This is a genomic window from Streptomyces amakusaensis, assembly GCF_039532665.1.
In the GTDB taxonomy this organism is placed as follows: Bacteria; Actinomycetota; Actinomycetes; order Streptomycetales; family Streptomycetaceae; genus Streptomyces; species Streptomyces amakusaensis.
The window spans coordinates 1-24,328 of the sequence record NZ_BAAASB010000040.1 but is presented as its reverse complement, the minus strand read 5'-3'; the positions used below and the strand labels follow the sequence as shown (position 1 = coordinate 24,328).

Below are 24,328 nucleotides of genomic sequence, written 5' to 3'. Positions count from 1 at the left end.
GGTTGAGGCCGGCGTTCCAGTGGCGGAAGGAGTCGCGGTTGTAGCCGGTGCGGTCCTCGGTGGTGACGGGAAGCCGGCTGACGGCGGCGGCGAGGGAGAGGGTCTCCGCCGCGAGGGGAACGAGGGGGGCGGCGGGAGCGGCGGGGGCCGCCTGGGAGGGCGTGGTGAGAATGAGAGGGAGCAGGGCGAATGCGGCGGCCATGGCGGCGCGCCTCAGGTTCTTGATCACGAAAACCGGAATACGGGCATATCACCCGTAAGTGGAGTGACGCGCCGAACGGCTGCGCCAGGTGGGCGCATGGGTTCACCCGTACGCCTGTGCCCGCACCCGCCGTGCCTCCCGCGCGTCTCGCCCGGTCGCGCTCCTTGTGGGTCATCCCGGGCCCGGGGCCGTGACCCCCGACCGCTCAGACCGTTGTCCGGGCATGACCAAGACACAGCGCGTCATCGCCGCCGTCGCACTCGCCGCCGGGGCCTCCGTCCTCTCCGTCTCCGGGGCCTCCGCGGCCCCCGCCGCCCCTGTTCCCCCGGCGGGCGCGGCTCAGCCCAGCCCGATCGACCAGGTCACCGGCGGCATCAACCAGCTGCACCAGCTGAACGCGCTGCTGGAGGTGCCCAACCAGCTCGCGGCCCTGACCGACCCGGTCACCGGGCTGGTCGGCGCGGTTCAGTAGCCGCCCGACGGGCACACTTGGCGGTCCTGACGGCCCTGGCGGAGAATTTTTCCCGAAGAGTGCCGTCATCGTGTCGAGAACGGCGCGACGGCTCCGACGTCCCCTGTGAGAGCCGCCCGCACGGGGCGGCCACCACAGCGAGGGAGCGCGTCATGAAGTATCTGGTGATGGTCCAGGGTGCCCAGGTCGACTACGAGGCCATGGCGGGCAAGGGCTCCGCGCACAGCCCGGCGTGGAGCGAGCGGGAACTTCGGGCGATGTTCGAGTTCATGGGCGCCGTCAGCGACGATCTCGCCGAGTCGGGGGAGCTGGTCGACTCGCAGGGGCTCACCGAACCCGCTCGCACGCGCACGGTCACGCCGGGCCCCGACGGACGGCCGGTGATCACGGACGGGCCCTACGGGGAGACCAAGGAGGTCCTCGCCGGGTACTGGGTGCTGGACTGCGAGAGCCTGGAGCGGGTCACCGAGATCGCGGCCCGGGTCGCGCGGTGTCCCCAGCCCGCCGGGGCCCCCGTCTACCCCGTCGTCATCCGGCCCATCGACGAGAGCGACGGCAAGCCCTCGTAGCGGCGCGGGCCGCCGTGCCGGGTTCCGCCCCGGCACCCGGCACCGGCACATGTGATACCCACGGCCGGATGAGCCCCATGAACGAGACCGAGGACCTGCTGCGCACGCACGCGCCGCAGGTCCTCGGCGCACTGGTACGCAGATACGGACACTTCGACCTCGCCGAGGACTCCGTGCAGGAGGCCCTGCTCGCCGCCGCCGGCCAGTGGCCCGCCCAGGGCGTCCCCGACAATCCGCGCGGCTGGCTGATCAAGGTCGCCTCCCGCCGCCTCACCGATCTGCTCCGCGCCGACGAGGCGCGCCGCCGCCGGGAGGAGACCGCCGCCGCCCTCGCCCCGCGCGACGCCTTCACCGCCCCGCCGCCCGGCGAGAGCCGGGCCCCCTCCGAGGACGACACCCTCACCCTGCTCTTCCTCTGCTGTCACCCCGAACTCGGCCCGGCCGCCCAGGTCGCCCTGACGCTGCGCGCCGTCGGCGGGCTGACCACCGCCGAGATCGCCCGCGCGCATCTGGTGCCGGAGGCGACGATGGCGCAGCGCGTCGCACGGGCCAAGCGGAAGCTCCGGAGCATCCCGTTCCGTGAGCCGCTGCCCGAGGACCGGGACCAGCGGCTCGCGGCCGTGCTCCAGGTGCTGTACCTGATCTTCAACGAGGGGTACACGGCCACGTCCGGCACCGAGCTGCACCGCGCCGATCTGGCGGGGGAGGCGATCCGGCTGACCCGCCGGGTGCGCAGGCTGCTGCCGGCGGAGGGGGCCGTCACCGGGCTTCTCGCGCTGATGCTGCTCACCGAGGCGCGCGGTGCGGCGCGCACCGGTGAGCACGGCGAGCTGATCCCGCTGGACGAGCAGGACCGGAGCCGCTGGGACCGGCGGGCCGTGGCCGAGGGCTCGGCGCTGGTCGAGGAGGCGCTGCGGCAGGGCCCCGCCGGGCCGTACCAGCTCCAGGCCGCGATCGCGGCGCTGCACGACGAGGCGGCGGACGCCGACTCCACCGACTGGCCGCAGATCCTTGCCCTGTACGACCTGCTCGTACGCCGCACCCCCGAGCCGGCGGCGGCGCTCGGCCGGGCCGTGGCGGTGGCCATGGTGCACGGGCCGGAGGCGGGTCTCGCGGAGGCTGACGCGCTGGCGGACCGGCTCGCCGGGTACCACCGGCTGGACGCCGTGCGGGCCCATCTGCTGGAGCGGGCGGGGGACGGGGAGGGGGCGAGGGCCGCGTATCTGCTGGCCGCCGGGCGGACGCTGAGCGTGCCGGAGGCGGAGTACCTCCGGAGCCGGGCCGCCCGGATTCTTCCCCGGAATCCGGGTTGACCTTTACGTAACGTCAAGATTTAGCGTCTCAGTCATGGAGTGGTCGATCCAGGAGATCGCCCGGCGTGCCGGGACGACGAGCCGAACCCTGCGGCACTACGGCGAGCTGGGGCTTCTCGAACCCAGCCGGGTGGGACGCAATGGCTACCGCTACTACGGGCCGGAGGCCCTGGTCCGGTTGCAGCGGATTCTGCTGCTCCGCGAACTGGGCCTGGGTCTGCCCGCGATCGCCGAGGCGCTGCGGGGTCAGCGGGACACCGCGGCGGCGCTCCGGGCCCATCTGGGCCTTCTCGAACAGGAGCGCGAGCGCATCGGGCGGCAGATCGCCTCGGTGCGGACCACTCTCCACAAGACCGAGCGAGGGGAAGAGCTGATGGCCGAGGAAGTGCTCGACGGCTTCGATCACACGAAGTACGAGAAGGAGGTGACCGAGCGCTGGGGGCGGGAGGCGTACCGGCGCGGCGACCGGTGGTGGGGCTCGCTCGGCGAGGCGGAGCGGCGGGAGCACCAGCGGGAGCAGACCGCCGTGGCGGAGGACTTCGCCCGCGCGCTGGCGGCCGGGCTGGCCGCCGACGGCGACGAGGTGCAGGAGATCGCCGGCCGGCAGTACCGCTGGCTCTCGGTGGTGAGCGCTCCCTCGAAGAGCCATTTCATCGGACTCGGGGAGATGTACGTCACAGATGAGCGGTTCGCCGCCCACTATGACCGGCACGGGGCGGGCACGGCGGCCTTCGTCCGCGAGGCGATGAGGGTGTTCGGCGAGCGGAATCTGACCGATTGAGGGGTCGGGAAGCCCGGGTTTTCCGGCCTCTCCAAGCTTCCACGGGCCGGTGAAAGCGGGCGAAAAGGGCAGTAAGCGGCGAGTTTTTACCCGCCGGAGGGCCCGGGGCCCGGGGGCGCTCCCCGGGCCCCGGGGGAAAGTGGAGAGGACCGCGCTCCGGATGGCGTAGAGTTGTGTTTACCGACGCGGGGTGGAGCAGCTCGGTAGCTCGCTGGGCTCATAACCCAGAGGTCGCAGGTTCAAATCCTGTCCCCGCTACTGAAAGACCGTGGCCCGGAACTTCTGAGAAGAAGTTCCGGGCCACGGTCGTTTTCTTTTGTGGGTGCCGCTTTGTTCGCCCGGTTGGACGGCGGCGGCTCGCACCGATGCCCGCTTACGGCGAGCCTGAGGGTGCGGGGCAACCGTGCCCGCAGCCGTCTCGGCGACGCACCGGTCGGGAGAGCCCCCTTGGCGCAGCAGGAGGAGCAGCCCAGCGGCGTCGCCCGCCGCTTCGTCCGGATGCTGCCCGCGCTGATGATCGCGGGCGGGGTGATCTTCGATCTGCTCACCCCGCCCCGGTACACGGCCGCGCCGATGTTCGCCGCCGCCCCGCTGATCGCGGCCCCGTTCTTCTCCTGGCTCACCACCCTGTGGACCGGGATCGCGGCGACCGCCGCGGTGATCGGGCTCCACTTCTACAAGAGCATGCTGGCCGAGCCGATGGCCTACACCGAGCTGGCCACCGTGATCACCGTCTCCGGTCTGGCCCTGCTCATCAACCGGGTCATCCGGCGCGGCAGCGAGCGGCTGGCCTCCGCCCGGGTGATCGCCGAGACCGCCCAGCGGGCCGTGCTGCCCACCCCCGCCGAGGAGATCGGCGGCCTGAGGATCGCCGCGCGCTACGAGGCGGCGCTCGCGGACGCGTTCATCGGCGGCGATCTCTTCGCCGTACAGGACACCCCGCACGGCGTACGGCTGGTGGTCGGCGACGTACGGGGCAAGGGGCTGGGCGCGGTGGAGGCGGTGGCGGTCGCCATCGGCGCCTTCCGGGAGGCCGCCGAGCAGGAGAGTTCGCTGGAGGGGGTGACCGGGCGGCTGGAGCGGGCGCTGACCCGGGAGTCCCACCGGCGGGAGACCCTGGACGCCGCCGAGGCCTTCACCACCGCCGTGCTCGCCGAGATCCCGCGCGGCGGCGGCGTCCTGCGGCTGGTGAACCGGGGCCACCCCGCGCCGCTGCTGCTGTACGCGGACGGCGGGCTGGTCTCCCTGGAGCCCGCCGAGTACGCGCTGCCGCTCTCCATGGGCGAGCTGGGGGTACGGCCGGACCGGGCCGAGGAGTACCCGCTGCCGCCGGGGGCCACACTGCTGCTCTACACCGACGGGCTCTCCGAGGCGCGGAACGCGCGGGGCGAGTTCTACGACCCGGTGCTGCGGCTGCGCGGGCGGATCTTCCCCGGCCCGGGGGAGCTGCTGGACGAGCTGCTCGACGACGTACGGCGGCACACCGGCGGGGGGTCGACGGACGACATGGCCCTGCTCGCGGTGGTCCGGGCACCGGAGCGTCCGCCTCCGGCGGGGGCCGGTCCGGGCGTGCTCTGGCCGTGAAGGTGACATAAAGGTCTGCACTGTGCGTAGCCGAAACGCAGCCCTCTGATAACAATTGATACACTGTCAGTTTCGCGAAGGTTTCCGACGGTGGCTCAAGTCGCCCGAATCCGCCCGCATGTGTCCGGGTAAGTTCATGGCAAAGTAATTAAAGATCACTGGGAACAACTTGGAATCCGGTCCGCGTGTCTATTAACGTTCGATAACGCAGCGCGGTCGTCCCAGCCGTCGTCAGGACGGCGCCGCGCGCGAGCGCCGAATTCCGCAAGGGAACCGGGGAACCACCAATTGGGGTGAATCGGGCTTGGCTCGCCGTGCGGTGCGCGGTGTGCGAGGCCCGTAGGAGACCTTCCTGCTCCGAACCCGTCAGCTAACCCGGTAGGCGAGAAGGAAGGAAAGGAGTGCGCCTCAGTGGCGTCCAACACCCCTGCCCCGGAATCGCCTTTCAGGACCGGTGTCTTCAGCGAGGGCGGAGCCGCACCGTCCGTCGGTGAGTGGAACCCCACCGCCGAGACCGTCCGTCCGGTGCGCGGCCGGCACCGTCATCGTGTGATGAAGCAGCGCGGCGGATTCGCCCGCAGCTCCACCGTGCTCGGCGTCGGCGTGATTGCGGCCGTCGGCGCGGGCGGCATCGCCACCGCGCAGAACAAGCCGGCCGTCTCGATATCCCTCCCCGACGCGCTCGTCGACTCCCTGCCCGACGTCGAAGACCTTCCCGGCGTCGGGTCTTTCATGTCCGACGACGCGGCCGAGCCGGACACCGCCGACACCGCGGACACCGCCTCGTACGAGACGATGGGCGGCATCGGCGAGGAGGTCGGCGCTTCCCGGACCACCGCCGCCGAGGCGCTGCGCTCCCGGATCCTGGAGCAGGCCGAGGAGCAGCAGGCGGGAGCCGAGGCCGCTGCCACGGCCGCCGCCGAGAAGGCCGCGGCGGAGAAGGCGGCCAAGGCCGCCGAGAAGGCGGAGAGGGAAGCCGAGAAGGAAGCCGAGGAGAAGGCGAAGAAGAAGGCCGAGGCCGAGGCCGCTGCGAAGAAGGCCGAGGAGAAGAAGGCCGCCGACGCCGCCGCCGCGAAGGCGGCGGAGAAGGCCGAGGCCGAGCGCGTCGCCAAGCTCACCGGGAGCTTCTCCCTGCCGACCTCCTCGTACCGGATCACCGCCACCTACGGTCAGTCCGGCCCGATGTGGTCCTCCGGCCAGCACACCGGCCTCGACTTCGCCGCTCCGGCCGGGACCCCGGTCAAGGCCGTGGGCGGTGCCACCGTCAAGTCCGCCGGCTGGTCCGGGGCGGCGTACGGCTATCTGATCGTGCTCCAGCTCTCCGACGGCACGGAGGCCTGGTACGCGCACCTGTCCTCGATGACCGTGAGCGCCGGCCAGAAGGTGGCCCCCGGCGAGACCATCGGCCGGGTCGGCTCCACCGGCAACTCCTCCGCCCCGCATCTGCACCTGGAGATCAAGACCTCGGGCGGCTCGGGCATCGACCCGATGGCCTGGCTGCGGGGCAAGGGCCTCACGGTCTGACCCACGGCCCGAGCCACGGCCCGATTCACCGTCCGGCTCACGCTTTGACCGCTCAGCGCCGGTACGGGTTGTAGCCCTCGTAGTCACGGTGGGGCGGCGGGACCCACACCCGGCCCGTCGCCCTCGCCGCGTACGTCAGCGCCGGGGCCGCCACCTCCTTCCGCTGCCACATGTGGTGCAGCAGCTCCTGCTCACGGGCGACGAAGTCGGGGTCGGCGGCTCCCCGGCCCGCCCGGTGCCGCAGAAAGGCCAGCGAGGTCGCGAACCGCTGGTACTCGGAGACCGTGTGCGCGGCGGCGGCCCCCAGTGTCCGGCGGGCCATGTCACGGGCCGAGGCGCGCGCCTTCATCGAGGAGAGCGCCTGCGGCTCGGCGGGCGAGAGCCAGCCGGCCGCCGCGTAGGCGGGCAGCTCGGCCGCTATCGTCCGCAGCTCCCGCTGCCGGGTCCAGACGGTCAGCCAGGTCAGCAGCGCGAACGTGGGGACCATGAACATCCCGTACACCGCGTAGAAGCCCCACGGGCCCCAGTACGAGGCCGAGCCGTTCCACAGCGCGTGCATGCCCATCGACAGTACGAGGCCGAGCAGCGGCAGCGCCCACCGGCGGAACCGCCGATGGCGCGGGGCCAGCGCGGCGATGCCGAAGCCGATGCCGGTCAGCATGGTGAAGAGCGGGTGGGCGAACGGCGACATGACGATCCGGACGAAGAACGTCGCGGCCGTCACCGACTCCAGCCCGGAGTGGCCCAGCTCCTGGTCCTCGCCGAAGGCGGTGCCGAGATAGAGGATGTTCTCGGTGAAGGCGAAGCCGGTCGCGGTGAGACCGGCCACCACCACACCGTCGACGATCCCGGTGAAGTGCCGGCGGCGGAAGATGAAGATCAGCAGGATCGCCACCGCTTTCGCGGACTCCTCCACCACCGGTGCGATGACCGTCGCGCCGAGGCCCTCCGCGCTGTTGGGGTCGGCGGTGGCGGTCGCTATCCAGCGCACCGCGAAGGAGTTCGCCAGGATCGCCACCAGGGCGGCGGCGAACGCGCCCCAGGCGAAGGCGAAGATCAGATTCCGCCAGGGGCCCGGCTCGACCCGGTCCAGCCAGCGGAAGGCGGCGACGAGCAGCGGCACGGGGAGCGTGGCCAGCCCGAGCCCGACGAGGAAGCCCTCCGGGCCGGTCTCCTCCCGTACGAGGGCGAGGATGACCAGCGCGCAGAGAGCGAGCACGATGATCGGGAGGCCCGCCCTGACCGCCTTGCTCTGCCAGATCCGGGCGGCGCGCGGCTTGTAGCGCCAGCGGGCCCGCTCGGGCACGGCGTCGAACAGCGGCTCCTGGCCACAGGCCGGGACGGCGGGTCCCGAACCGGCCTGCCCGGGGACGGCCGGGGCCGCCGCCGGGGCATGGGCCGGCCGGGGCGGCGAATGGGCGGGCGGCGCATGCGCGGGCGGACAGGGCTGTGAGGGCTGTGCTGACGGCTCGGACACCCCACGACCCTAAAGGCGAGCACCGACAACTGACGACGCCCATTCCGTGATCACGGCGGGCGCTCACCTCTCGTACCCCACACGTCCCAGGGGAAACAGGGGCGCGAGAGGTACGTCCTGGTCAGCTGGTCAGCCGGTCAGCCGGTCAGCCGGTCTGCGGTGCCGGGCCCTGGGCTGCCGCCGCCGTCGTCGCCGTCCGGCGGAACAGCAGATCGTGGACGAGGTGGCCCTTGTCCAGGCCCTGTCCCTCGAAACGGGTCAGCGGACGGAAGTCGGGGCGCGGCGCGTAACCGCCGTCCTCCTGGGTGTTCTCGAAGTCCGGATGGGCGGAGAGCACCTCCAGCATCTGCTCCGCGTACGGCTCCCAGTCGGTCGCGCAGTGCAGCACGCCGCCCGGCTTGAGCGACTTCGCCGCGAGGGTGAGGAACTCGGGCTGGATCAGCCGCCGCTTGTGATGCCGCTTCTTGGGCCAGGGGTCGGGGAAGTAGACGCGCATACCGTCCAGCGCGGCGGGGGCGAGCATCTCGCGCAGCAGGATGATCGCGTCGCCATTGGCGACCCGGATGTTGGACAGGCCGTTCCGCTCGGCGAGACCGAGCAGATTGCCCTGGCCGGGGGTGTGGACGTCGACCGCGAGGATCCCGGTGCCGGGGTCGGCCTCGCCCATTTGCGCGGTGGCCTCGCCCATGCCGAAGCCGATCTCCAGCACGACGGGCAGCCCGTCGAAGATCTCTTCGAGGTCGAGGACGCTCTTCCCGTCGATCTCGAAGCCCCAGCGGGGCCACAGCCGGGTCAGGGCGTCGCCCTGCCCGGTCGTCACCCGGCTGCGCCGGGGCTGGAAGCTGCGGATGCGCCGCTCGTGGTGCGAGCCGGCGGGATCGGCGACGGGCCCTCCGGGGAAGCGGGACTCGCTTCGGTCGCGGACGGGGGCGGCGGCGGGCGCGGGGGCGTGGTTTCGAAGCTCGGACACAGTGCCTCGATTCTACGGGCGCGGGCGGGGCGCCGGGACTGCCGAAGGGCCCGCGGGGGCGGGCGAGAGCAGGCTCACAGCAGCGCCAGGGCCCGTCTCGCCACCTCTCTCCCGATCGGGAGAGAGGCCGTCGCCGCAGGTGAGGGGGCATTCAGCACATGGACGGTCCGCGCGGACTCCTTGATCAGGAAGTCATCGGCGAGGGTGCCGTCGCGCAGCACCGCCTGGGCCCGCACTCCGGCGGGCGCGGGACGCAGATCGGACTCGGTGACCGAGGGGAGCAGTCGGCGCACGGCGGCCGTGAAGGCCCGCTTGGACAGCGAGCGGTGCAGCTCGCCCACTCCGTACCGCCAGTGGCGGCGGGCCATCCGCCGGGTGCCGGGCCAGGCCAGCGTCTCCGCGAGCTCCCGGGGGCGTATCTCCCGGCGGTGGTAGCCCTCCAGGGCCAGGGCGGGCACGGCATTGGGGCCGACGTGCACGGTGCCGTCGATGCCCCGGGTCAGATGGACGCCGAGGAAGGGGAACGCCGGATCGGGCACCGGATACACCAGGCCCCGCACCCGCGAGGGCCGGGCCAGCTCATGGAACTCGCCCCGGAAGGGGACGATCCGCATGCCGGGGTCATCACCGGCCAGCCTCGCCACCCGGTCGCAGTGCAGCCCCGCGCAGTTGACCAGCGTCCTGGATCTGAGGACCGTCCCGGCGGCGGTGCGCACCGCGACGCCCCAGGGGCGGCGGTCCACCGCGACGACCTCCTCGCCGCAGCGGATCTCGGTGCCGAGGCTGTCGCAGACCTCCGCCAGTCGGGCGGCCACCGCGCCGAAGTCGCACACTCCCGTGGTGCCGACCTGGATCGCGGCCAGGCCTCTGACCTCGGGTTCGTACTCCCGGATCTGGGAGGGGCCCAGCTCCCGCACCGGGATGCCGTTCTCCCGGCCGCGCTGGACCAGGGCGTGCAGCCGGGGGAGCTCCTCCCGGCGGGTGGCGACGATCAGCTTTCCGGAGATCCGGTGGGGGACGCCGTACTCGGCGCAGAATTTGACCAGCTCGGCGGAGCCGCTCACCGCGAACCGGGCCTTCAGCGATCCGGGGCGGTAGTAGATCCCGCTGTGGATCACTCCGCTGTTCCGCCCGGTCTGGTGGCGGGCGGTGGCCCGCTCCTTCTCCAGCACGATCACCTTGGTGCCGGGGGCCGCGTGGGTGAGGGCGTGCGCCGTCGACAGACCGACGATCCCGCCGCCGATCACCAGCACATCGCAGTCGAACGCGCCGTCGTAGCCGCCTCTGGACACCGTCACCGCGTCACCTCCCACCCCCGATACTGCACCGGCCCACTGACAATGCCCCGGACGGGCCGCGCTCAAGCCGGGGAACCGCCGCCGGAGCCGGAGCCGGAGCCGGAGCCGGAGCCCGGAGCCGGAGCCCGGAGCCGGAGCCACCGGGCCACCGGGTCCCGGGGCCGGTACGGTCCCGCCCGCTACGCCGGGGCCATCAGCAGTGGCCGCGCCCGCTCCCGCAGCTCCGCGACCCTCGGCTCGTGCCCGTACGGCTCCAGCCGGTGCAGCAGATCCCGTACGTACTCCGTGGTCCGCGCCGAGGAGATCCGCCCGGCGACCTCCACCGCCCGGGTGCCCGCCGCGCAGGCCGCGTCCAGATTGCCCGACTCCAGCTCGGCGACGGCGCTGACCACCAGCCGCAGCCCGTGCGAGCGGACGAACTCCTCGGTGGGCCGCGACAGCGCCTGCTCGGTGAAGCGCCGCACCTGCCGGGGGGCCTTCAGATCGCGGTAGCACTCGGCCGCGTCCGCGCAGAACCGGTCGTACGAGTAGAAACCCAGCCAGGTGGGGTCGCTGTCGCCGTCCCGGGAGCGCTCCAGCCAGGCCTCGGCGGCCTTCAGCGCCGCGCCGGCGGCCACCGCGTCGTTCGCCTTCGCGTGCGCCCGTGCCTCGACCAGCCGGAAGAAGCTCATCGTGCGGGCGGTGGCGAGGCCCCGGTTGCGTTCGAGCGCGGCCTGGGCGAGGTCGACGCCCTCGTCCGCGAAGCCCCGGTAGATCGACTGGAGCGACATCGACGCCAGCACATAGCCCCCGAGCGGGACGTCGGCCGCCGCGCGGGCGAGGCGCAGCGCCTGGATGTAGTACCGCTGGGCGGCCTCCTGCTGGCCGGTGTCGAAGGCCATCCACCCGGCCAGCCGGGTCAGCTCGGCGGTCGCCCCGAAGAGCGCGCGGCCCACCTCGTCGGAGTACGAGGACAGCAGCAGCGGCGCGGCGTCCACCCGCAGGCACTCGGGCACCATCGAGGAACGCCAGTCCCCGCCGCCGTACTTGGAGTCCCAGCGGCGGGCGTCCTCGGCGGCCTCCCGCAGCTTGGCCACATCGCTGTGACCCACCCGGGTGGGCGCGTCCTCGGGGGCGCTCTCCCCGGGGGGGAGGTCCGGCATCCGCTCGACCGAGGAGTCGGCGGGCGTTATCAGCCAGCGGGAGGCGGGGGTGGCGTACGCGCTCACCGCGAAGGAACCGGCGAGGGACTGCCAGATCCCGCCGCTCCCGGCCCGTCTGCCCGCCAGATCCAGGCGGTACAGCTCGGTGGCCGACTTCACCGCCGCGCCCACGTCGCGCGGGAAGGCGAGCCCGACCTCGGGGGCCGGATCGGCGTCCGCGAGCCCGATCTCGTGCAGCGGTACGGGCCGGCCGAGCTTCGCGCCGATCGCGGCGGCGATGAGATGCGGGGCGGCACCCTGGGGGACCATCCCCTTCGACACCCACCGGGCCACGGAGGTCTTGTCGTAACGGAGCGTCAGGCCGCGCTGCGCCCCGAGGTCGTTGACCCGCCGGGCGAGCCCGGCGTTGCTGATTCCCGCGAGGGCGAGAACGGTGCCGAGCTTTTCGTTCGGCCCGCGTTGCTCCCTGGACATGGCCCACCCCTCGACACGCAGACGGCCGCCGCGTCGCTGTCCGGAGCGCGGCATTCGTACTGAGTCCTCCCCTGCGGGCGGTCTCCGGCAGCCCCGGCGCGGTCCGGGTCGCACAAGCGGCCGGCCGGGCGTCGCGGAATATGCCCGTAGGTTCAGAACATCAGTAAACCCAGCGTAGTTCGCCGCATCCCGACCGTTAAGGGGCGGAGTTCCGTATGGCGGGATTGTTGTGCGCTGCGGGAAGGCCCTCCCGGACGGCCCGGCGCGGCCGTCCGGGGCGCGCCCTGGCTGAGCCCCGGCCGTGTGGCCGTGCGCCTGTCCGTGCGCTCTGTCCGGAGTGCCGGGGAGGGACTTCCATGAGTGCTGCGTGGGTCGGCCCACTGCGTACTGGAACCAGTGGGCTGGGGGACACCGCCGTCTTCAATCCCCGCGGGCGGCGGACCGGTCCGGGAGGCGGACCGCGCCTCCCGGGCTGCTGCGCGCCCTTTCGCGGGTGTCGCCCGGGGCCCCGCCCGATGGGTGGTTCGGTAGGTTCTGTGCTGCCCGGCCGCGGCCGGAGATTGGCCGGATCTCAACCGTCGCCGTTGCGCGATTTGTTCCCAATGAGATCCACGCGATCATTCCACTTCGCGGCGGACCATCATCAAATCAGCCGCCCGTGCGGCCCGTTCGCTTTTTGCTCGTGCTACCCGGGCACCTCTCCGCGCGCTTCCTTCGTGGCAGCATGTTCCCGAACGGGCGGGTGCGGCCCCGGCACCGGGGGCCGGTCCACGCCCCCGGCACCCGCGGAGCCTCCGCCCGCCCCGGCCGGCCGAGTGTGACGCTTGTCCCGTGCGCCCGGCCGCGGCGCGACCGCCCGCCGGGCGTAGCGTGCACCTCGACGGCCCGGCCCGCCGGGCAGGGTTTGTCCACAGCCTGTGGAGGCGGCGATGCGATGGTTGGTGGGATGGAGCAGTGTCGCCGCCCGCTTCGGCTCGGCCGGGTCCGTGGGCGCGCCCGACGAGGGCCGCACCCTGCAACCCGTCGGCTCACAGCCGCTCTGGGGCGACCCCGACCCGCTCTGGGCGGTCGGCGACTGGCGTCCCGACGAGGTACGCGTCGTCAGCCTCGACCCGCCGCCCGGACCCGCCGCGAGCACCCACCACACCACCCGGATGGCCGTCCTCGGCTGCTGCGCCGCGAGCGACGACGAACTGCGCGCCGGACTGCTCTCCGCGCGCGGCGGGGCACTGCGCCATCTGACCGCGTGGCCCGGCAGCTACACCGCCGTCGTCCAGTCCGGCCGGCGGATCACCGTCGTCGGCGACCTCGCCGGGGCCCGCCCCGTCTTCCACACCCCCTGGGCGAACGGCACCGCGTACGCCACCGCCGCCCTCCCCCTCGCCGACCTCATCGAGGCCCAGCTCGACATCGGACACCTCGCCGCCCTCCTCGCCTGCCCCGAGACCCCGGAGGCGCTGCGCGACTCCACCCCCTACGAAGGCGTCAGACGCGTCCCGCCCGGCCACGCGCTGATCCTCCGCGAGGGCTCCCGCGAGATCACCGGCTACGAGCAGGTCGCCTCCCTCGCCGTCGCCGGCCCCCGGATCGAGGCCGAACACGCGGTGGACGGCGTACGGGAAGCCCTGATCGAGGCGGTACGGGCCCGGCTCGACGCCCCCCGCCACGCCCCCGAGACCCTCCCCCAGGACCCGGGCCCGGTCCCCGGAATGGGCCCCGCCGACCGGCGCGCCCAGCGCGGCGCGCCCGCCCCCGGCATCGGCGCGGACCTCTCCGGAGGCAGCGCCTCCGGGACGCTCGCACTCCTCGCGGCCGGACTGCCGGGCCGGCCCGGCACCGTACTCGGCCACGGCACCGGCGCGGGGACACGCCTCCTCGCCGTCACCTACAACGACCTCACCGACGAAGCCCGCGAGGCCGAACTCGAACGGGCCCGCGCCCTCGCGGCCGACCCGCGTCTGCACCATGTCGTCGTCGCGGCGGGGGAGGAGGGCCTGCCGTACGCGGGACTGGGCAACGGCCCGCTCACCGACGAACCCGCGCCCTCCCTCGTCCTCGCCGAGCGCCACCGGTCCAGGCTGGCCTCCGGCAGCGCCGACCACTTCACCGGCGCGGGCGCGCGACAGGTCCTCGACGCCCACCCGGCGCGCCTCGCCGACCTCCTCCTCGACCGGCAGCGCCGCCATCTGCTGCGGCCCGCCGCCGCGTTGACCCGAGCCGAAGGGCCCTCCGCGCACTCCCTGTTCATCCCGCTCACCGTCTACCGGGCCGCCCGGCGGCTGGCCCGTACGCCGTACCGCACCGGCCTGGAGAGCGCGGCCGGCCGGCTCCTCGAAGCCGGCCGCACCGAGCCCTCCCACGACGACGGCCCACTGGGCGCCTCCCTGGCCGCCCTGGCCTGGTCCCGGCCGGGCCCGGCGGCGCGCTGGCTCACCGGCGAGGCGCTCGCCGAGGTCTCGGCCCGCCTCACGGAAGCGGCGACCCGGCCGGTCCTGGTGCAGCGCCCCGGAGAGGCCAGGGCCCGCGCCGCGCTCGCCCGGCACGCCTTCGACCAGCGCATCCTGGAACAGGCCGCGGAGGTCCGCAGCCAGCGCCTCCACGCGCCCTTCCTGGACAACCAGGTCGTACGCGCCTGCCGCGCCCTGCCCGAGTCCCTCCGGGTACGCCCCGGAGCGCGCGCGGAGATCCTCCGCACCGTCCTCGCGGGCGCGGGCGTCCACCAACTGCCCCCCGGCTGGGGCGCGTCCACCCACAACACCTCGGCCGTGGCCGCCCGCAAGGGCCTGCGCGCCGCACTGCCCCAGCTGATCGCCCTCTTCGACGCGCCTCTCCTGGCGGACGCGGGGCTGATCGAGGCCCGGGTGGTCCGCAAGGCCCTCCGCGCGGCCTCCGAGGGCGAGCCGCTCCCGCTCGACGGCCTCGCCGACCTCGTCTCCACCGAACTCTGGCTCCGCCGCCTGCTCTCCCGCCGGGGCACCTGCTGGACCGGCACGGCCGCTCCCCGCCGGCGCGCCGTCCCCACCGGAGTCCCCCCGCGCCCCTCGCTGAGGCCCTGAGGCCCGAGGCCCGATGACTTCGGGACGCCGCACCGGGTCAGACGCAGCTGATCCGGGAGTTCGCCCACCCCGCGAGCGCGACCGCGTCGAACGGCGTCTGGGGCTCCACCACCAGCCGGATCGTCTCGTGGCCCCCGATCGCTACATGCACCGGCACTCCGGCCTGGCCGCCCCGGAGCACCGGCGACTTCCACAGCCGCTCGCCGTCCCCGTACACCGAGAACCGCACGGACCCCAGCCCCATCGTCAGATCGTCCACCCCGACCACGGCGTCATAGCCGGAGCACGTCCGGTTGAGGTCGATCGCGACGGACGAGGAGGCGTGCACGGTCACCCCGTGCGCGTACCGCTCGCCGCCGATCAGCAGCCCCGTCCGCTGCCAGAGCCAGCTGCTCTCGGCGAGCCGCACCTCGGGCCCGGTGTGGTCGCCGAAGACGTTGTACCGCAAACGGTTGACCTGGTAGACCTTCGGCTTCGGCTGCGGCTTGGGCGACGCGGACGGCGAGGGAGTGGGGCTCGGCCCCGGCGGCGTCGGGCTGGGGCTCGGGGTGGGCGTGGCCGGAGTCGGGCTCGGCTTCGGCGCGGGCGGCGCGGGCGCGGGCGTGGACGGGGTGGGCACCGGAGTGGCGGGCACCGGCTTCGCCGGGGCGGGCGCGGAGGTCACGGGCCTGGGGCTCGGCCTCGGCGCCGGCGGCTCGGGCCTGGGCGGCACGGACCTGGGGGAGGGCGGCGGATCCACCGGAGCGACGGACCGCACGGCGGGCGGCTTGGCCACCGGCTCCGGGGCACGCTTGTCGTTGGACAGCGCCCACACCAGACCGGCCGTCGCGGCGACCGCCAGCAGCGCGGCGATGCCGGCCTTGGCCGGAGCCCCCAGCCCCTCGGACGCGGCGGCCCCGCCGACCGCCCCCGCCGAGCCGCCGCCGGTGGCGGCCGCGGCGGCTCCCGCTCCCGCCGCCCCGGCCGCGCCCCCGGCGACGATCCCGGCCTTGACCGAATACCCGGCGGCGAACCAGCCGATGACCGCGACCGGCAGCAGCGCCGGGATCCCCGAGTTCACATGAGCCAGCTCACCCGCCGCCAGCCGGCACTTGGCACACTCCTCCAGATGCTTGCGCAGCCCCAGCTCGGCCCGCATCCGCAGCCCGCCGCGCGCATGGGCCCCCAGCCGGTCGGCATACCGGGCGCAGTCCCCGCCGGAAGTCAGCGCGGAACTCACATGCGCCTGGAGATAGGCCTGTTTCAGCCCCTCGCGCGCCCGGCCGGCCAGCACCGCCGTGGCATTGGCGGTCAGCCCGAAGAGCGGCGCGATCTCGCTGGGCGACTCCTCCTCCACGGTCGTGTGCCAGAGCACCGCCTGCCAGCGCTCCGGCAGCGACCGGAACGCCCTCAGCGCCAGGGACTGTTCGGCCTCGTGCATCGCCCGGACGTCCGCGCCCAGATCGAGCGTCTTGTCCCCCGTGGCGTCCGTGCCACGGGCGGCATCGGCGGCGAACACCGCGAAATCGTCGACCAGCTGCTCCCGCTTGGCGGTCTTCGTCCAGGTCGCGGCCACCCGTCGGACCGTGGTGAGCAGATACGCCCGCACCGCGTGCTCGGGCCCCGCGCCGCCGCGCACCGCCTGGAGCGTCCGCGCGAAGACCTCGGCCGTCAGATCGTCGGCGGTGTGCGCGTCCCGGCAGCAGGTGTGCGCATAGCGGCGCACCGCGTCGGAGTGCCGCCGGAACAGCTCCGCGTAGGCGCTGTCGTCACCGCCCCGCATCCGCTGGATCAGCTCGGCGTCGGACTGCGGCAGCTCACGCGGCGGCGGCAGCAGCGAGTCGAACCTCGCGCCCCCGCCCTCGCGCTGCGGCGGCACGGAGGCGTCCCTCGGAACGGACCCCGAGCCGGGAGCGGCGGCGCCGAACGCCGAAGAGTCGTCCGCGCGGGTGCCGTCCGTGCCCTGGCCGGGCACGGTACGACCGGCGGCCCCCCGCCCGGGAACGCCGACACCGCCCTGCTCCGGCACCTGCCGCGCGGATGCCCCGCCGGACCCGGACCCGGTGCCGGTGTCGTTCGGGCCGTCCGGACCGCCGGGGCCACCGACCGATTCGTCCTGTGCGTCCCGCCCGTCACCGCTCATCGCGGAAGCCCTCATTCATCGCGGAAGCCGCCGTCAGCACCTCAGACCCGAACACCGGGCAAGCGTGCCACACGGCAACTGCGCTCCGACCCCCCAGCCGTGTCAACCACTCATCCGGGGAGAACTGACCGAATCCGCGCCCGATCCAGAGTTTCCCGGAGGAAAATTCAGCCATTTATCCGGCGGAAGGCCATCGGCCGAGGGCCCCGGCGACGAGTGCGGCCCGGCGGGGCCGCACCCGGCCGGAAGCCGGTCACAGCCCTCGCGGACGCAACCCCTCGAGCAGAATCTCCAGCAGCCGGGCCGACGCGGCGGCCTGCTGCGCCGCGTCCGGCAGCGAGGGCGCCGCCGTCGCTATCACCAGCAGCACATCGGCCACGGTCACATCGCCCCGCAGCTCACCCGCCGCCCGCGCCCGGTCGACCAACTGCCCGACGACCTCCAGCAGCACCCCGGCGCCCGCGTCGTCCTGATCGTCGCCCGCCACCTGACGCTGCCCGACGACCCGCAGCTCCGGCTGCCCACCCCCCAGGGGCGCGCTCGACCGCTGATGCGGAACCCGGGTCTCCTCCCGCGCCGCCGACGTCCCCGGAGCCTCGTCCGGCTCGACGCCCACCCGCAGCACCTGCGGCGGCAGCAGCCGGCCCGCGCCCGAGGCCACCGAGGTCCGCAGGAACCGGGCCAGCGCCGACCACGGCTCCTCCTCCTGCCCCAGAGCCGTACGCGCCTGCTCCGTCAGCCGGGAGGTCTCCTCCTCGGCTATTCGGCGCACCAGCACGTCCTTGCTCGGGAAACGGCGGTACACCGTCCCGACGCCGACCCTGGCGCGGCGCGCCACATCCTCCATCGGCGCGCCGTAACCCAGCTCGCCGAACACCTCACGGGCGGCCCGCAGCACATGCTCCAGATTGCGCTGGGCGTCCACCCTCAGCGGCGCCGAACGGCCGGCGACGCCCGATCCCGCCCGGCCGCCCGCGCCCGGCCCCTCGCCGCCCTGATGACCGCCCTGCACCTGGGTGTCCGCAGTCGTCGGAACGGCAGCCTGCCAATGTGAATCCTGAATGGTCATACGTGTTCCCCCGGTCACTGAGTCTCCCCCCGGAGACCTCCCCCGCCTGGTCCGCCGGGCGCGCCTTGACCAAGCACCCCGACGAAGTACGAACATAGTTGAGCGGGGGTCAATTCAGAAGGGGGTAGTTCCGCACGGAGCGCCCCCCGATCGGAGCAAGGACCGGAAGGCTCCCGTTTACGCCCCCCGGAGCCCTCCTTCACGTAACCCCTGACCTGCGCACCTTCCCTTTCCGCCGGAGGTACCCCGGCGCACGGCGGCACAAAGCCTCCGGTCACACAATTTGCCGGGGCTGTGGACAAACGCCTGGGACCGTTGCGTCATGGGAAGGTGAAGGCAGCAGACTCCCGGGGCCAGACCCCCGGCACCCCACCGACCGCGCGCACCGCCGGCACGCGGATTCTCGTCCTCGGTGGCGGCTATGTCGGGATGTATTCGGCGCTCCACCTCCAGCGCGGGCTGAGACGGGAGCTGGGCAGCGGTGAGACGGAGATCCTGGTCGTCACGCCCGACCCCTATATGACGTACCAGCCCTTCCTCCCCGAGGCCGCCGCCGGATCCATCTCCCCGGCGCATGTGGTGGTCCCGCTCCGGCGCGTTCTCGGCAGGTGCAAAATCCTCATCGGCGAGGCCACCTCCGTCGACCACGCCAAGCGCACGGCGACGGTGACCACTCTCGCCACCGCGGATGAGGGGACGGGCGCAATCGAATTGGCGTACGACGAACTCATCATTGCGCCGGGTTCCGTCTCCCGCACCCTCCCCATTCCGGGCCTTGCCGAGTACGCCATCGGCTTCAAGACCGTCGAAGAAGCCATCGGACTGCGCAATCACGTCATCGAACAGATGGACATCGCCTCCTCCACCCGCGATCCCGCGATCCGCGACGCCGCCCTCACCTTCGTCTTCGTCGGCGGCGGCTACGCGGGCGTCGAGGCACTCGCCGAGCTCCAGGACATGGCCCGCTACACCGCCCGCTACTACCACAACATCAAGCCGGCGGACCTGAAATGGATCCTCGTGGAGGCCAGCGACCGGATCCTCCCCGAGGTCGGCGAGGAGATGGGCAAGTACGCCATCCGGGAACTGCGCTCCCGCAACATCGACGTACGCCTCACCACCCGGCTGGAGTCCTGCGAAGGCCGGATCGCCGTGCTCAGCGACGGCAGCCGCTTCCCCACCAGGACCGTCGTCTGGACCGCGGGGGTCAAACCCGCCCCGGTCCTCGCCGCCACGGACCTCCCCCGCACCGACCGCGGCAGAATCCGCTGCACCGCCCACCTCACCGTCGTCGGGACCGAACACGTCTGGGCCGCCGGGGACGCCGCCGCCGTCCCGGACATCACGTCCGACACCCCGGGCGCGGAGTGCGCCCCCAACGCCCAGCACGCCGTACGCCAGGCCAAAGTCCTCGCCGCCAACGTCGCCGCCTCACTGCACGGCCGGCCGCTCCAGGAGTACGCCCACGCGTACGTCGGCTCGGTGGCCTCCCTGGGCCTGCACCGGGGCGTCGCCCATGTCTACGGACGCAAGCTCAAGGGCTACCCCGCCTGGCTGATGCACCGCGTCTACCACCTCAGCAGGATGCCCACCCTCAACCGGAAGGCACGCGTCCTGGCAGAGTGGACCCTCGCCGGACTCTTCAAACGGGAGATCGTCTCTCTCGGCTCGCTGGAACACCCGCGCGCCGAATTCGAGAGCGCGGCCACCGGCGGCCCCCGGCACACCACACCGCCACCGGGCACCCCGCCGCCCCCGGACCCACCACGGTCCGGACCGTCGGACACGCCGAAGCCCCCACCGCCGGACACACCGGAACCGGGCCCGGACGACAGCCGTCCGACCGGCGGCTGACCACCCGGCACAGGGCCCGACGGCAACCCAGGAAGGGCCTGACGGACCCCCGGCCGACACCGACTGTCAGTACGCTCGGTCACACTGGTCGTGTGACCATAGGTGGGCTCACATTTGCACAGAGTGACCCTTGTGACCCTTGGCGACAACCATTGAGGCTAGAAAGTCAGTGAACTTCACGCGTTGGAGCGCAAGGCTCCCCGGTACGCAGCGCCGCGCCGCGGCGCGAAGGGCCGACCGCGGGATCTCCACCGCGCCTCCCCGACCGGACCGCCGGGAAGACGGCGGCCGGGAGGGCCGGGGAGAGGGATCGGTCCCGGCGGCCCGCGGCGACACCGCCGAAGCGGACCCGGCCGGCCCGGCCCGCGCCGACACCGGCCACGAAGGCCCCCGTCCGGGCGGCGAGCGGCCCTCCGGCCGGCTCCCCGCCGCACCCCCTGTCGAGGACTTCCCGATCGCCGAGATCCTCGGCCGCCTCCCCGCCCTGGTCGCCGTCGCCTACGGCGCCGAACACCGCATCGCCTACGTCAACGACGCCTACACCACCGCCTTCGGCCCCCGCCCGATCGGCAGCCGCGCCGCCGACACCTGCCCCGAACTGGCCGAGCTGGGCCTGCCCCCGCTCATGGACCAGGTCCTGCGCGGCGGCACCTCACGCACCGTGAAGTCCCGCAAAGTCGCCGCGGGAGGCTCGTACACCGCCACCTGCCTGCCCATGGAGATCCCCGGAGCGGGCGGCGGAGTCCTGGTCTTCGCCACCGACGTCACCGGCCACGCCGAATCCGCCGACCGGCTGCGCGCCAGCGAGCGCCGCCAGCGCGAGATGGCCGTCACCCTCCAGCGCTCCCTGCTCCCCCAGGAACTCGAACAACCCGACGACCTGCGCATCGCCGCCACCTACCAGCCCGGCAGCGAGGACGCCGCGGTCGGCGGCGACTGGTACGACGTGATCACCCTCGGAGCCGGCCGCACCGCCCTGGTCATCGGCGACGTCATGGGCCGGGGCGTGCGCGCCGCCGCCGTCATGGGCCAGCTCCGCACCGCCGTCCGCGCCTACGCCCGGCTCGACCTCCCGCCCCACGAGGTGCTCCAGCTCCTCGACGGACTGGCCGCCGAGATCGACGCCAGCCAGATCGCCACCTGCGTCTACGCCGTCCACGACCCCAACGAGGGCCGCCTCGTCTACGCCTCGGCCGGACACCTCCCCATCCTCGTCCGCGACGAGGACGGCACCGTCCGCCGCGCCGCCGACCCGACCGGCCCGCCGCTCGGCACCGGCGGCTGGCTCCACAGCTCCGGCTCCATCGCCCTGCCGCCCGGCTCCAGCGCCGTCCTCTATACAGACGGACTCGTCGAACGCCGGGGCGAGGACATCGACGAAGGCGTCGCCTCCCTGGAGCGCGCCCTCTCCGGAGCCGACGGCACCCCGCAGGTCGTCTGCGACCGGCTCATCCGCTCCCAGGGAGTCACCGCCGACCACGACGACGACGTCGCCGTCCTCGTCGTCCAGCACCCCTCCCGCACCGGCCCCTCCGCCGAGCTCTTCCACAACGCGGCGCTCGACCTCCTCGGCGGCACCGAGGCCGCGCCGCGCGCCCGCGCCTTCGCCTCCGGAGTCATGGCCTCCTGGCGGTTCTCCCCCGAACTCCACGACCTGGGCGTGCTGGCCACCAGCGAACTCGTCGCCAACTCCCTCCAGCACGGCACCCCGCCCATGCGCCTCAGACTCCGCCGCACCGACCGCCGCCTGATCATCGAAGTCACCGACGGCGACGACCACCTGCCACGCCGCCGCCGCGCCGAAACAGAGGACGAGGCGGGTCGCGGGATCTCCATCGTCGCGACGATCGCCTCGTCCTGGGGCAGCCGCCGTACCCCCGGCGGCGGCAAAGCCGTCTGGTGCGAGTTCGCCCTCCCCACCCGGGACAGGGCCTAGCGCCCGCCCATGCGCCCCGCCGGGCAGGTCAGGCCGCGGCCTCCACCTGCTCGGCCGGCCTGTGCTGCGCCACCACCCGCGAGCTGACCGCCAAATACGGCTGATTCTGTACGGGGGTGAGCTGCCGCCCTAGCCTGATCGCCAGCACAGTGATACCGAGCGAGAACAGCACGAACGTCACGATGTACGGGCCGTGCAGCGCCGCCCCCATCGGACCGCCGATGGCCGGGCCGAGCGCCAGCGCGAGCTGCTTCACCAGGGCGAAGGCCGAGTTGTACTGACCGACCATCGACTCCGGCGCCAGATCGGCGACCATCGGCGCGACGGTCGGCGCGAGCATCGCCTCACCGAGCCCGAAGAGCGCGTACGTGGAGATGAAGGCCGCCGTCGCCATGGCCTGACTGCTCGACCCCAGCCCCGCGTACCCCGCCAGCAGCCAGGCGACGGCCCAGATCAGGCCAACCGCCGCGATCATCCGGCTGCGCTTGCGGCGCTCCACGAACTTCAGCACCACGAACTGCGCGAGCACGATCACCGCGGTGTTGGCGGCCAGCGCCGTACCCAGCGTGGACGGCTCGATTCCGGCCGCCTCGGTGCCATAAGCGGCCAACCCCGACTCGAACTGTCCGTAACAGGCGAAGAAGAGGACGAAGCCGAGCACACAGAGCTGGACCATCGCCTTGTGCCCGAGCAGCACCCGCATCCCGCCCTTGGCCCCGGCCCGCGCGGCCCGGGGCTGCTGAAGGGCGGCGGGACGCGGCAGCCGGACGGTGAGCGCGATCCCGGCGAGCACCAGGAACATCACGGCCTCGATGCCGAAGAGCAGGGTGAAGCTCTCGGGCCGGCTCTTGTCGACGATCTGCCCGCCGATCAGCCCGCCGAGGCCGAGACCCAGGTTCTGCAGAAAGAACTGCATGGCGAAGGCACGGGTACGCCCCGTGGCATCGGTGCACCAGACCAGCATCGTGGCCAGCGCCGGCTGCATCACCGCCGTTCCGGCACCCAGCAGCGCGGCCGAGGCCACCACGGCCGGCACACCCTCGGCCAGACCGATGGAGACGGCGCCCGCCGAGGCGAGCACCGCCGCCCCGACCAGCACGGGCAGCGGCCCGCGCCGGTCGATGACCCGCCCGGTGAAGGGGAGAGCGACGAGTGCGGCCATGGCGAAGACCGCGAGAACGGCCCCGGCCGTCGTCGCGCCCAGATCCCGTACCTGCGCCACATAGACGTAGAGATACGGGACCGTGAAACCGAGTCCGAACGCGCTCAGCGCGCTTCCTGCCTGGATCCGGCGCATCGCTGCACCCATCACCTTGCTCACACTCACCTGCCTCAGAGATCGAAAGGAGTGAAGCCTCAAGACTTCAACAGTAAAGTTAGAGCCTTAACAGTACACATCGAAGGACTTCAATGCCAATGCGTGTCGTGCGATACTGCGCCGTATGCCTAACGCGAGCCCCGAGGGCCCAGCAGTGACGGGCCCGGCCATCCAGGAGCCGTCCCTCGACGAGCAGATCGCCGCGTACCAGCGCGAGTACGGAGACCTCGATCCGCAGGTCGAGAAGGTGGTCTCGGCCCTCGGCCGGCTCAACCGCCGGATGAACGTCGGCTACGGCCGCCAGCTCGCCACCCTCGGCATCACCAACGCCGAGTGGGAGGTCCTCAAGACCCTCGTCCTCGCGGGAGCCCCCTATCGGATGGGCCCGGGCGAGCTGGCGAAGCGGCTGGGCCTCACCCCGGCCGCGATGACCCATCGGATCGACCGCATGGCCGGCGAGGGCCTGGTCACCCGGGACCGCGACGAGAGCAACCGGGTCCGCGTGATCGTGGAGCTGACGGACGAGGGCCGTACGAAGTGGCTCGAGGCGATGCGGATGGCCTCGGACTTCGAGGGCGATCTGCTCCAGGACCTCTCGGCCGACGAGCGCGGGGTCCTCGGCGAACTCCTCATCCGCGTACTGCGCCGGGTGGAGGACGCCCAGCCCGACGCGGGCGGCCGGCTCAGCGACCTCGACTGACGGCCCGGTCCAGGGCCTCATCCCCTTAAGAAAGGCCCTGGACCAGGGCCTTTCCCGGGGCCGCCGGGTGAAGTTGACACGGACTTCACCGGTCCGTAAGGTTCTCCGAGTTGTCACGGGGCCGGAACGGTTCTGCGACAGCCACTCCCGCCGCGTCTGCGGCAATCAAACTCAGCACGATCTCCCAGCCGGGATGGATTTCGGCACGCCGAAATCCGATGGACAGACTCGATTATGAGTCGCCCGGGAAATCCGCTAGAGTTTGAAACGTCGGAACGGCCTAACAGCCGGAAAGACAACCCGATTTCGACCGGGAGTCAGGCCCGAAAGGATCTGATAGAGTCGGAGCAGCCGAAAGGCAAAAGGCCGGTCCAACTGGCCGCTGGATCTGAAAATCCAAACCGGAAACGGAATGGGAAAAGGATCTGGTAGAGTTGGAAACGCAAGACCGAAGGGAAAGCCCGGAG

Annotated in this window: 17 protein-coding genes, 1 tRNA gene, 1 pseudogene and 1 riboswitch; of the genes and pseudogenes, 11 read left to right on the top strand and 8 right to left on the bottom strand. The window is 73.0% G+C overall.

Going from position 1 to position 24,328, the window contains the following annotated elements; genetic code table 11:
• Positions 1–229, bottom strand: a pseudogene (locus tag ABD371_RS34820) (HNH endonuclease); the annotation flags it as partial.
• A gap of 196 nt (positions 230–425) precedes the next feature.
• On the opposite strand from ABD371_RS34820, the gene ABD371_RS34815 reads away from it, so the two are divergent.
• From ABD371_RS34815 to ABD371_RS34785, 7 genes are all read left to right on the top strand, one after another.
• The gene (locus ABD371_RS34815) at positions 426–674 is read left to right on the top strand and encodes a hypothetical protein (RefSeq protein WP_344486457.1); all 249 of its coding nucleotides are present in this window, start codon (positions 426–428) and stop codon (positions 672–674) included.
• Positions 675–826: 152 nt separating this feature from the next.
• On the top strand, positions 827–1,243 hold the full coding sequence (locus ABD371_RS34810; protein ID WP_344486454.1) for a YciI family protein: 417 nt from the start codon (positions 827–829) through the stop codon (positions 1,241–1,243).
• A gap of 68 nt (positions 1,244–1,311) precedes the next feature.
• Positions 1,312–2,556 carry an RNA polymerase sigma factor gene (locus ABD371_RS34805; RefSeq protein WP_344486451.1) on the top strand — a complete coding sequence of 415 codons (1,245 nt, stop codon included), beginning with the start codon at positions 1,312–1,314 and terminating at the stop codon, positions 2,554–2,556.
• Positions 2,557–2,590: 34 nt separating this feature from the next.
• Positions 2,591–3,337, top strand: coding sequence for a MerR family transcriptional regulator (locus tag ABD371_RS34800; protein WP_344486448.1), 747 nt, complete (start codon positions 2,591–2,593; stop codon positions 3,335–3,337).
• Between the two features lie 184 nt (positions 3,338–3,521).
• Positions 3,522–3,595 (top strand) — tRNA-Met (locus ABD371_RS34795).
• A 240-nt stretch (positions 3,596–3,835) separates the two neighbouring features.
• On the top strand, positions 3,836–4,921 hold the full coding sequence (locus ABD371_RS34790; protein ID WP_381735563.1) for a PP2C family protein-serine/threonine phosphatase: 1,086 nt from the start codon (positions 3,836–3,838) through the stop codon (positions 4,919–4,921).
• Between the two features lie 243 nt (positions 4,922–5,164).
• A riboswitch (cyclic di-AMP (ydaO/yuaA leader) is annotated at positions 5,165–5,321 on the top strand.
• An 11-nt stretch (positions 5,322–5,332) separates the two neighbouring features.
• Complete coding sequence (locus ABD371_RS34785; RefSeq protein ID WP_344486442.1) at positions 5,333–6,445, top strand: M23 family metallopeptidase; 1,113 nt, start codon at positions 5,333–5,335, stop codon at positions 6,443–6,445.
• A gap of 52 nt (positions 6,446–6,497) precedes the next feature.
• Here the strand turns inward: ABD371_RS34785 and ABD371_RS34780 are convergent, their stop codons facing one another.
• From ABD371_RS34780 to ABD371_RS34765, 4 genes are all read right to left on the bottom strand, one after another.
• Entirely contained in the window at positions 6,498–7,763 is a 1,266-nt protein-coding gene (locus ABD371_RS34780) for a PrsW family intramembrane metalloprotease (RefSeq protein WP_381735565.1), read from the bottom strand.
• 304 nt (positions 7,764–8,067) lie between these two features.
• The gene (gene trmB, locus ABD371_RS34775; RefSeq protein ID WP_344486439.1) at positions 8,068–8,892 is read right to left on the bottom strand and encodes a tRNA (guanosine(46)-N7)-methyltransferase TrmB; all 825 of its coding nucleotides are present in this window, start codon (positions 8,890–8,892) and stop codon (positions 8,068–8,070) included.
• A 74-nt stretch (positions 8,893–8,966) separates the two neighbouring features.
• Positions 8,967–10,205: an L-2-hydroxyglutarate oxidase gene (gene lhgO / locus ABD371_RS34770; RefSeq protein WP_381735557.1), complete on the bottom strand. Its 1,239-nt coding sequence runs from the start codon at positions 10,203–10,205 to the stop codon at positions 8,967–8,969.
• Positions 10,206–10,369: 164 nt separating this feature from the next.
• The gene (locus ABD371_RS34765; RefSeq protein ID WP_190126272.1) at positions 10,370–11,806 is read right to left on the bottom strand and encodes an NsdA family TPR-like regulatory protein; all 1,437 of its coding nucleotides are present in this window, start codon (positions 11,804–11,806) and stop codon (positions 10,370–10,372) included.
• 929 nt (positions 11,807–12,735) lie between these two features.
• Here ABD371_RS34765 and ABD371_RS34760 point away from each other — a divergent pair.
• Positions 12,736–14,862 carry an asparagine synthase-related protein gene (locus tag ABD371_RS34760; protein ID WP_344486431.1) on the top strand — a complete coding sequence of 709 codons (2,127 nt, stop codon included), beginning with the start codon at positions 12,736–12,738 and terminating at the stop codon, positions 14,860–14,862.
• 37 nt (positions 14,863–14,899) lie between these two features.
• Here ABD371_RS34760 and ABD371_RS34755 read toward each other — a convergent pair whose 3' ends face one another.
• The gene (locus ABD371_RS34755) at positions 14,900–16,984 is read right to left on the bottom strand and encodes a sigma-70 family RNA polymerase sigma factor (RefSeq protein ID WP_344486428.1); all 2,085 of its coding nucleotides are present in this window, start codon (positions 16,982–16,984) and stop codon (positions 14,900–14,902) included.
• Positions 16,985–17,237: 253 nt separating this feature from the next.
• Positions 17,238–18,053 carry a TetR/AcrR family transcriptional regulator gene (locus ABD371_RS34750; protein ID WP_344486425.1) on the bottom strand — a complete coding sequence of 272 codons (816 nt, stop codon included), beginning with the start codon at positions 18,051–18,053 and terminating at the stop codon, positions 17,238–17,240.
• Between the two features lie 330 nt (positions 18,054–18,383).
• On the opposite strand from ABD371_RS34750, the gene ABD371_RS34745 reads away from it, so the two are divergent.
• Complete coding sequence (locus tag ABD371_RS34745; RefSeq protein ID WP_381735560.1) at positions 18,384–19,907, top strand: NAD(P)/FAD-dependent oxidoreductase; 1,524 nt, start codon at positions 18,384–18,386, stop codon at positions 19,905–19,907.
• A 169-nt stretch (positions 19,908–20,076) separates the two neighbouring features.
• Positions 20,077–21,843, top strand: a complete 1,767-nt coding sequence (locus tag ABD371_RS34740) for an ATP-binding SpoIIE family protein phosphatase (protein ID WP_344486422.1) — start codon at positions 20,077–20,079, stop codon at positions 21,841–21,843.
• A 28-nt stretch (positions 21,844–21,871) separates the two neighbouring features.
• On the opposite strand, the gene ABD371_RS34735 is transcribed toward ABD371_RS34740, so the two are convergent.
• Positions 21,872–23,152: an MFS transporter gene (locus ABD371_RS34735; RefSeq protein WP_344486419.1), complete on the bottom strand. Its 1,281-nt coding sequence runs from the start codon at positions 23,150–23,152 to the stop codon at positions 21,872–21,874.
• Between the two features lie 133 nt (positions 23,153–23,285).
• Between ABD371_RS34735 and ABD371_RS34730 the strand changes: the two genes are divergently transcribed.
• Complete coding sequence (locus ABD371_RS34730; RefSeq protein WP_190126278.1) at positions 23,286–23,861, top strand: MarR family winged helix-turn-helix transcriptional regulator; 576 nt, start codon at positions 23,286–23,288, stop codon at positions 23,859–23,861.
• Positions 23,862–24,328 lie beyond the last annotated feature (467 nt).

Coding starts and splice junctions, on each gene's coding strand:
- ABD371_RS34730 (WP_190126278.1), top strand. CDS start 23,286: ATGCCTAACGCGAGCCCCGAGGGCCCAGCAGTGACGGGCCCGGCCATC.
- ABD371_RS34810 (WP_344486454.1), top strand. CDS start 827: ATGAAGTATCTGGTGATGGTCCAGGGTGCCCAGGTCGACTACGAGGCC.
- ABD371_RS34790 (WP_381735563.1), top strand. CDS start 3,836: ATGCTGCCCGCGCTGATGATCGCGGGCGGGGTGATCTTCGATCTGCTC.
- ABD371_RS34765 (WP_190126272.1), bottom strand. CDS start 11,806: ATGTCCAGGGAGCAACGCGGGCCGAACGAAAAGCTCGGCACCGTTCTC.
- ABD371_RS34805 (WP_344486451.1), top strand. CDS start 1,312: ATGAGCCCCATGAACGAGACCGAGGACCTGCTGCGCACGCACGCGCCG.
- ABD371_RS34750 (WP_344486425.1), bottom strand. CDS start 18,053: ATGACCATTCAGGATTCACATTGGCAGGCTGCCGTTCCGACGACTGCG.
- ABD371_RS34735 (WP_344486419.1), bottom strand. CDS start 23,152: ATGGGTGCAGCGATGCGCCGGATCCAGGCAGGAAGCGCGCTGAGCGCG.
- ABD371_RS34755 (WP_344486428.1), bottom strand. CDS start 16,984: ATGAGCGGTGACGGGCGGGACGCACAGGACGAATCGGTCGGTGGCCCC.
- ABD371_RS34760 (WP_344486431.1), top strand. CDS start 12,736: ATGCGATGGTTGGTGGGATGGAGCAGTGTCGCCGCCCGCTTCGGCTCG.
- ABD371_RS34815 (WP_344486457.1), top strand. CDS start 426: ATGACCAAGACACAGCGCGTCATCGCCGCCGTCGCACTCGCCGCCGGG.
- ABD371_RS34800 (WP_344486448.1), top strand. CDS start 2,591: ATGGAGTGGTCGATCCAGGAGATCGCCCGGCGTGCCGGGACGACGAGC.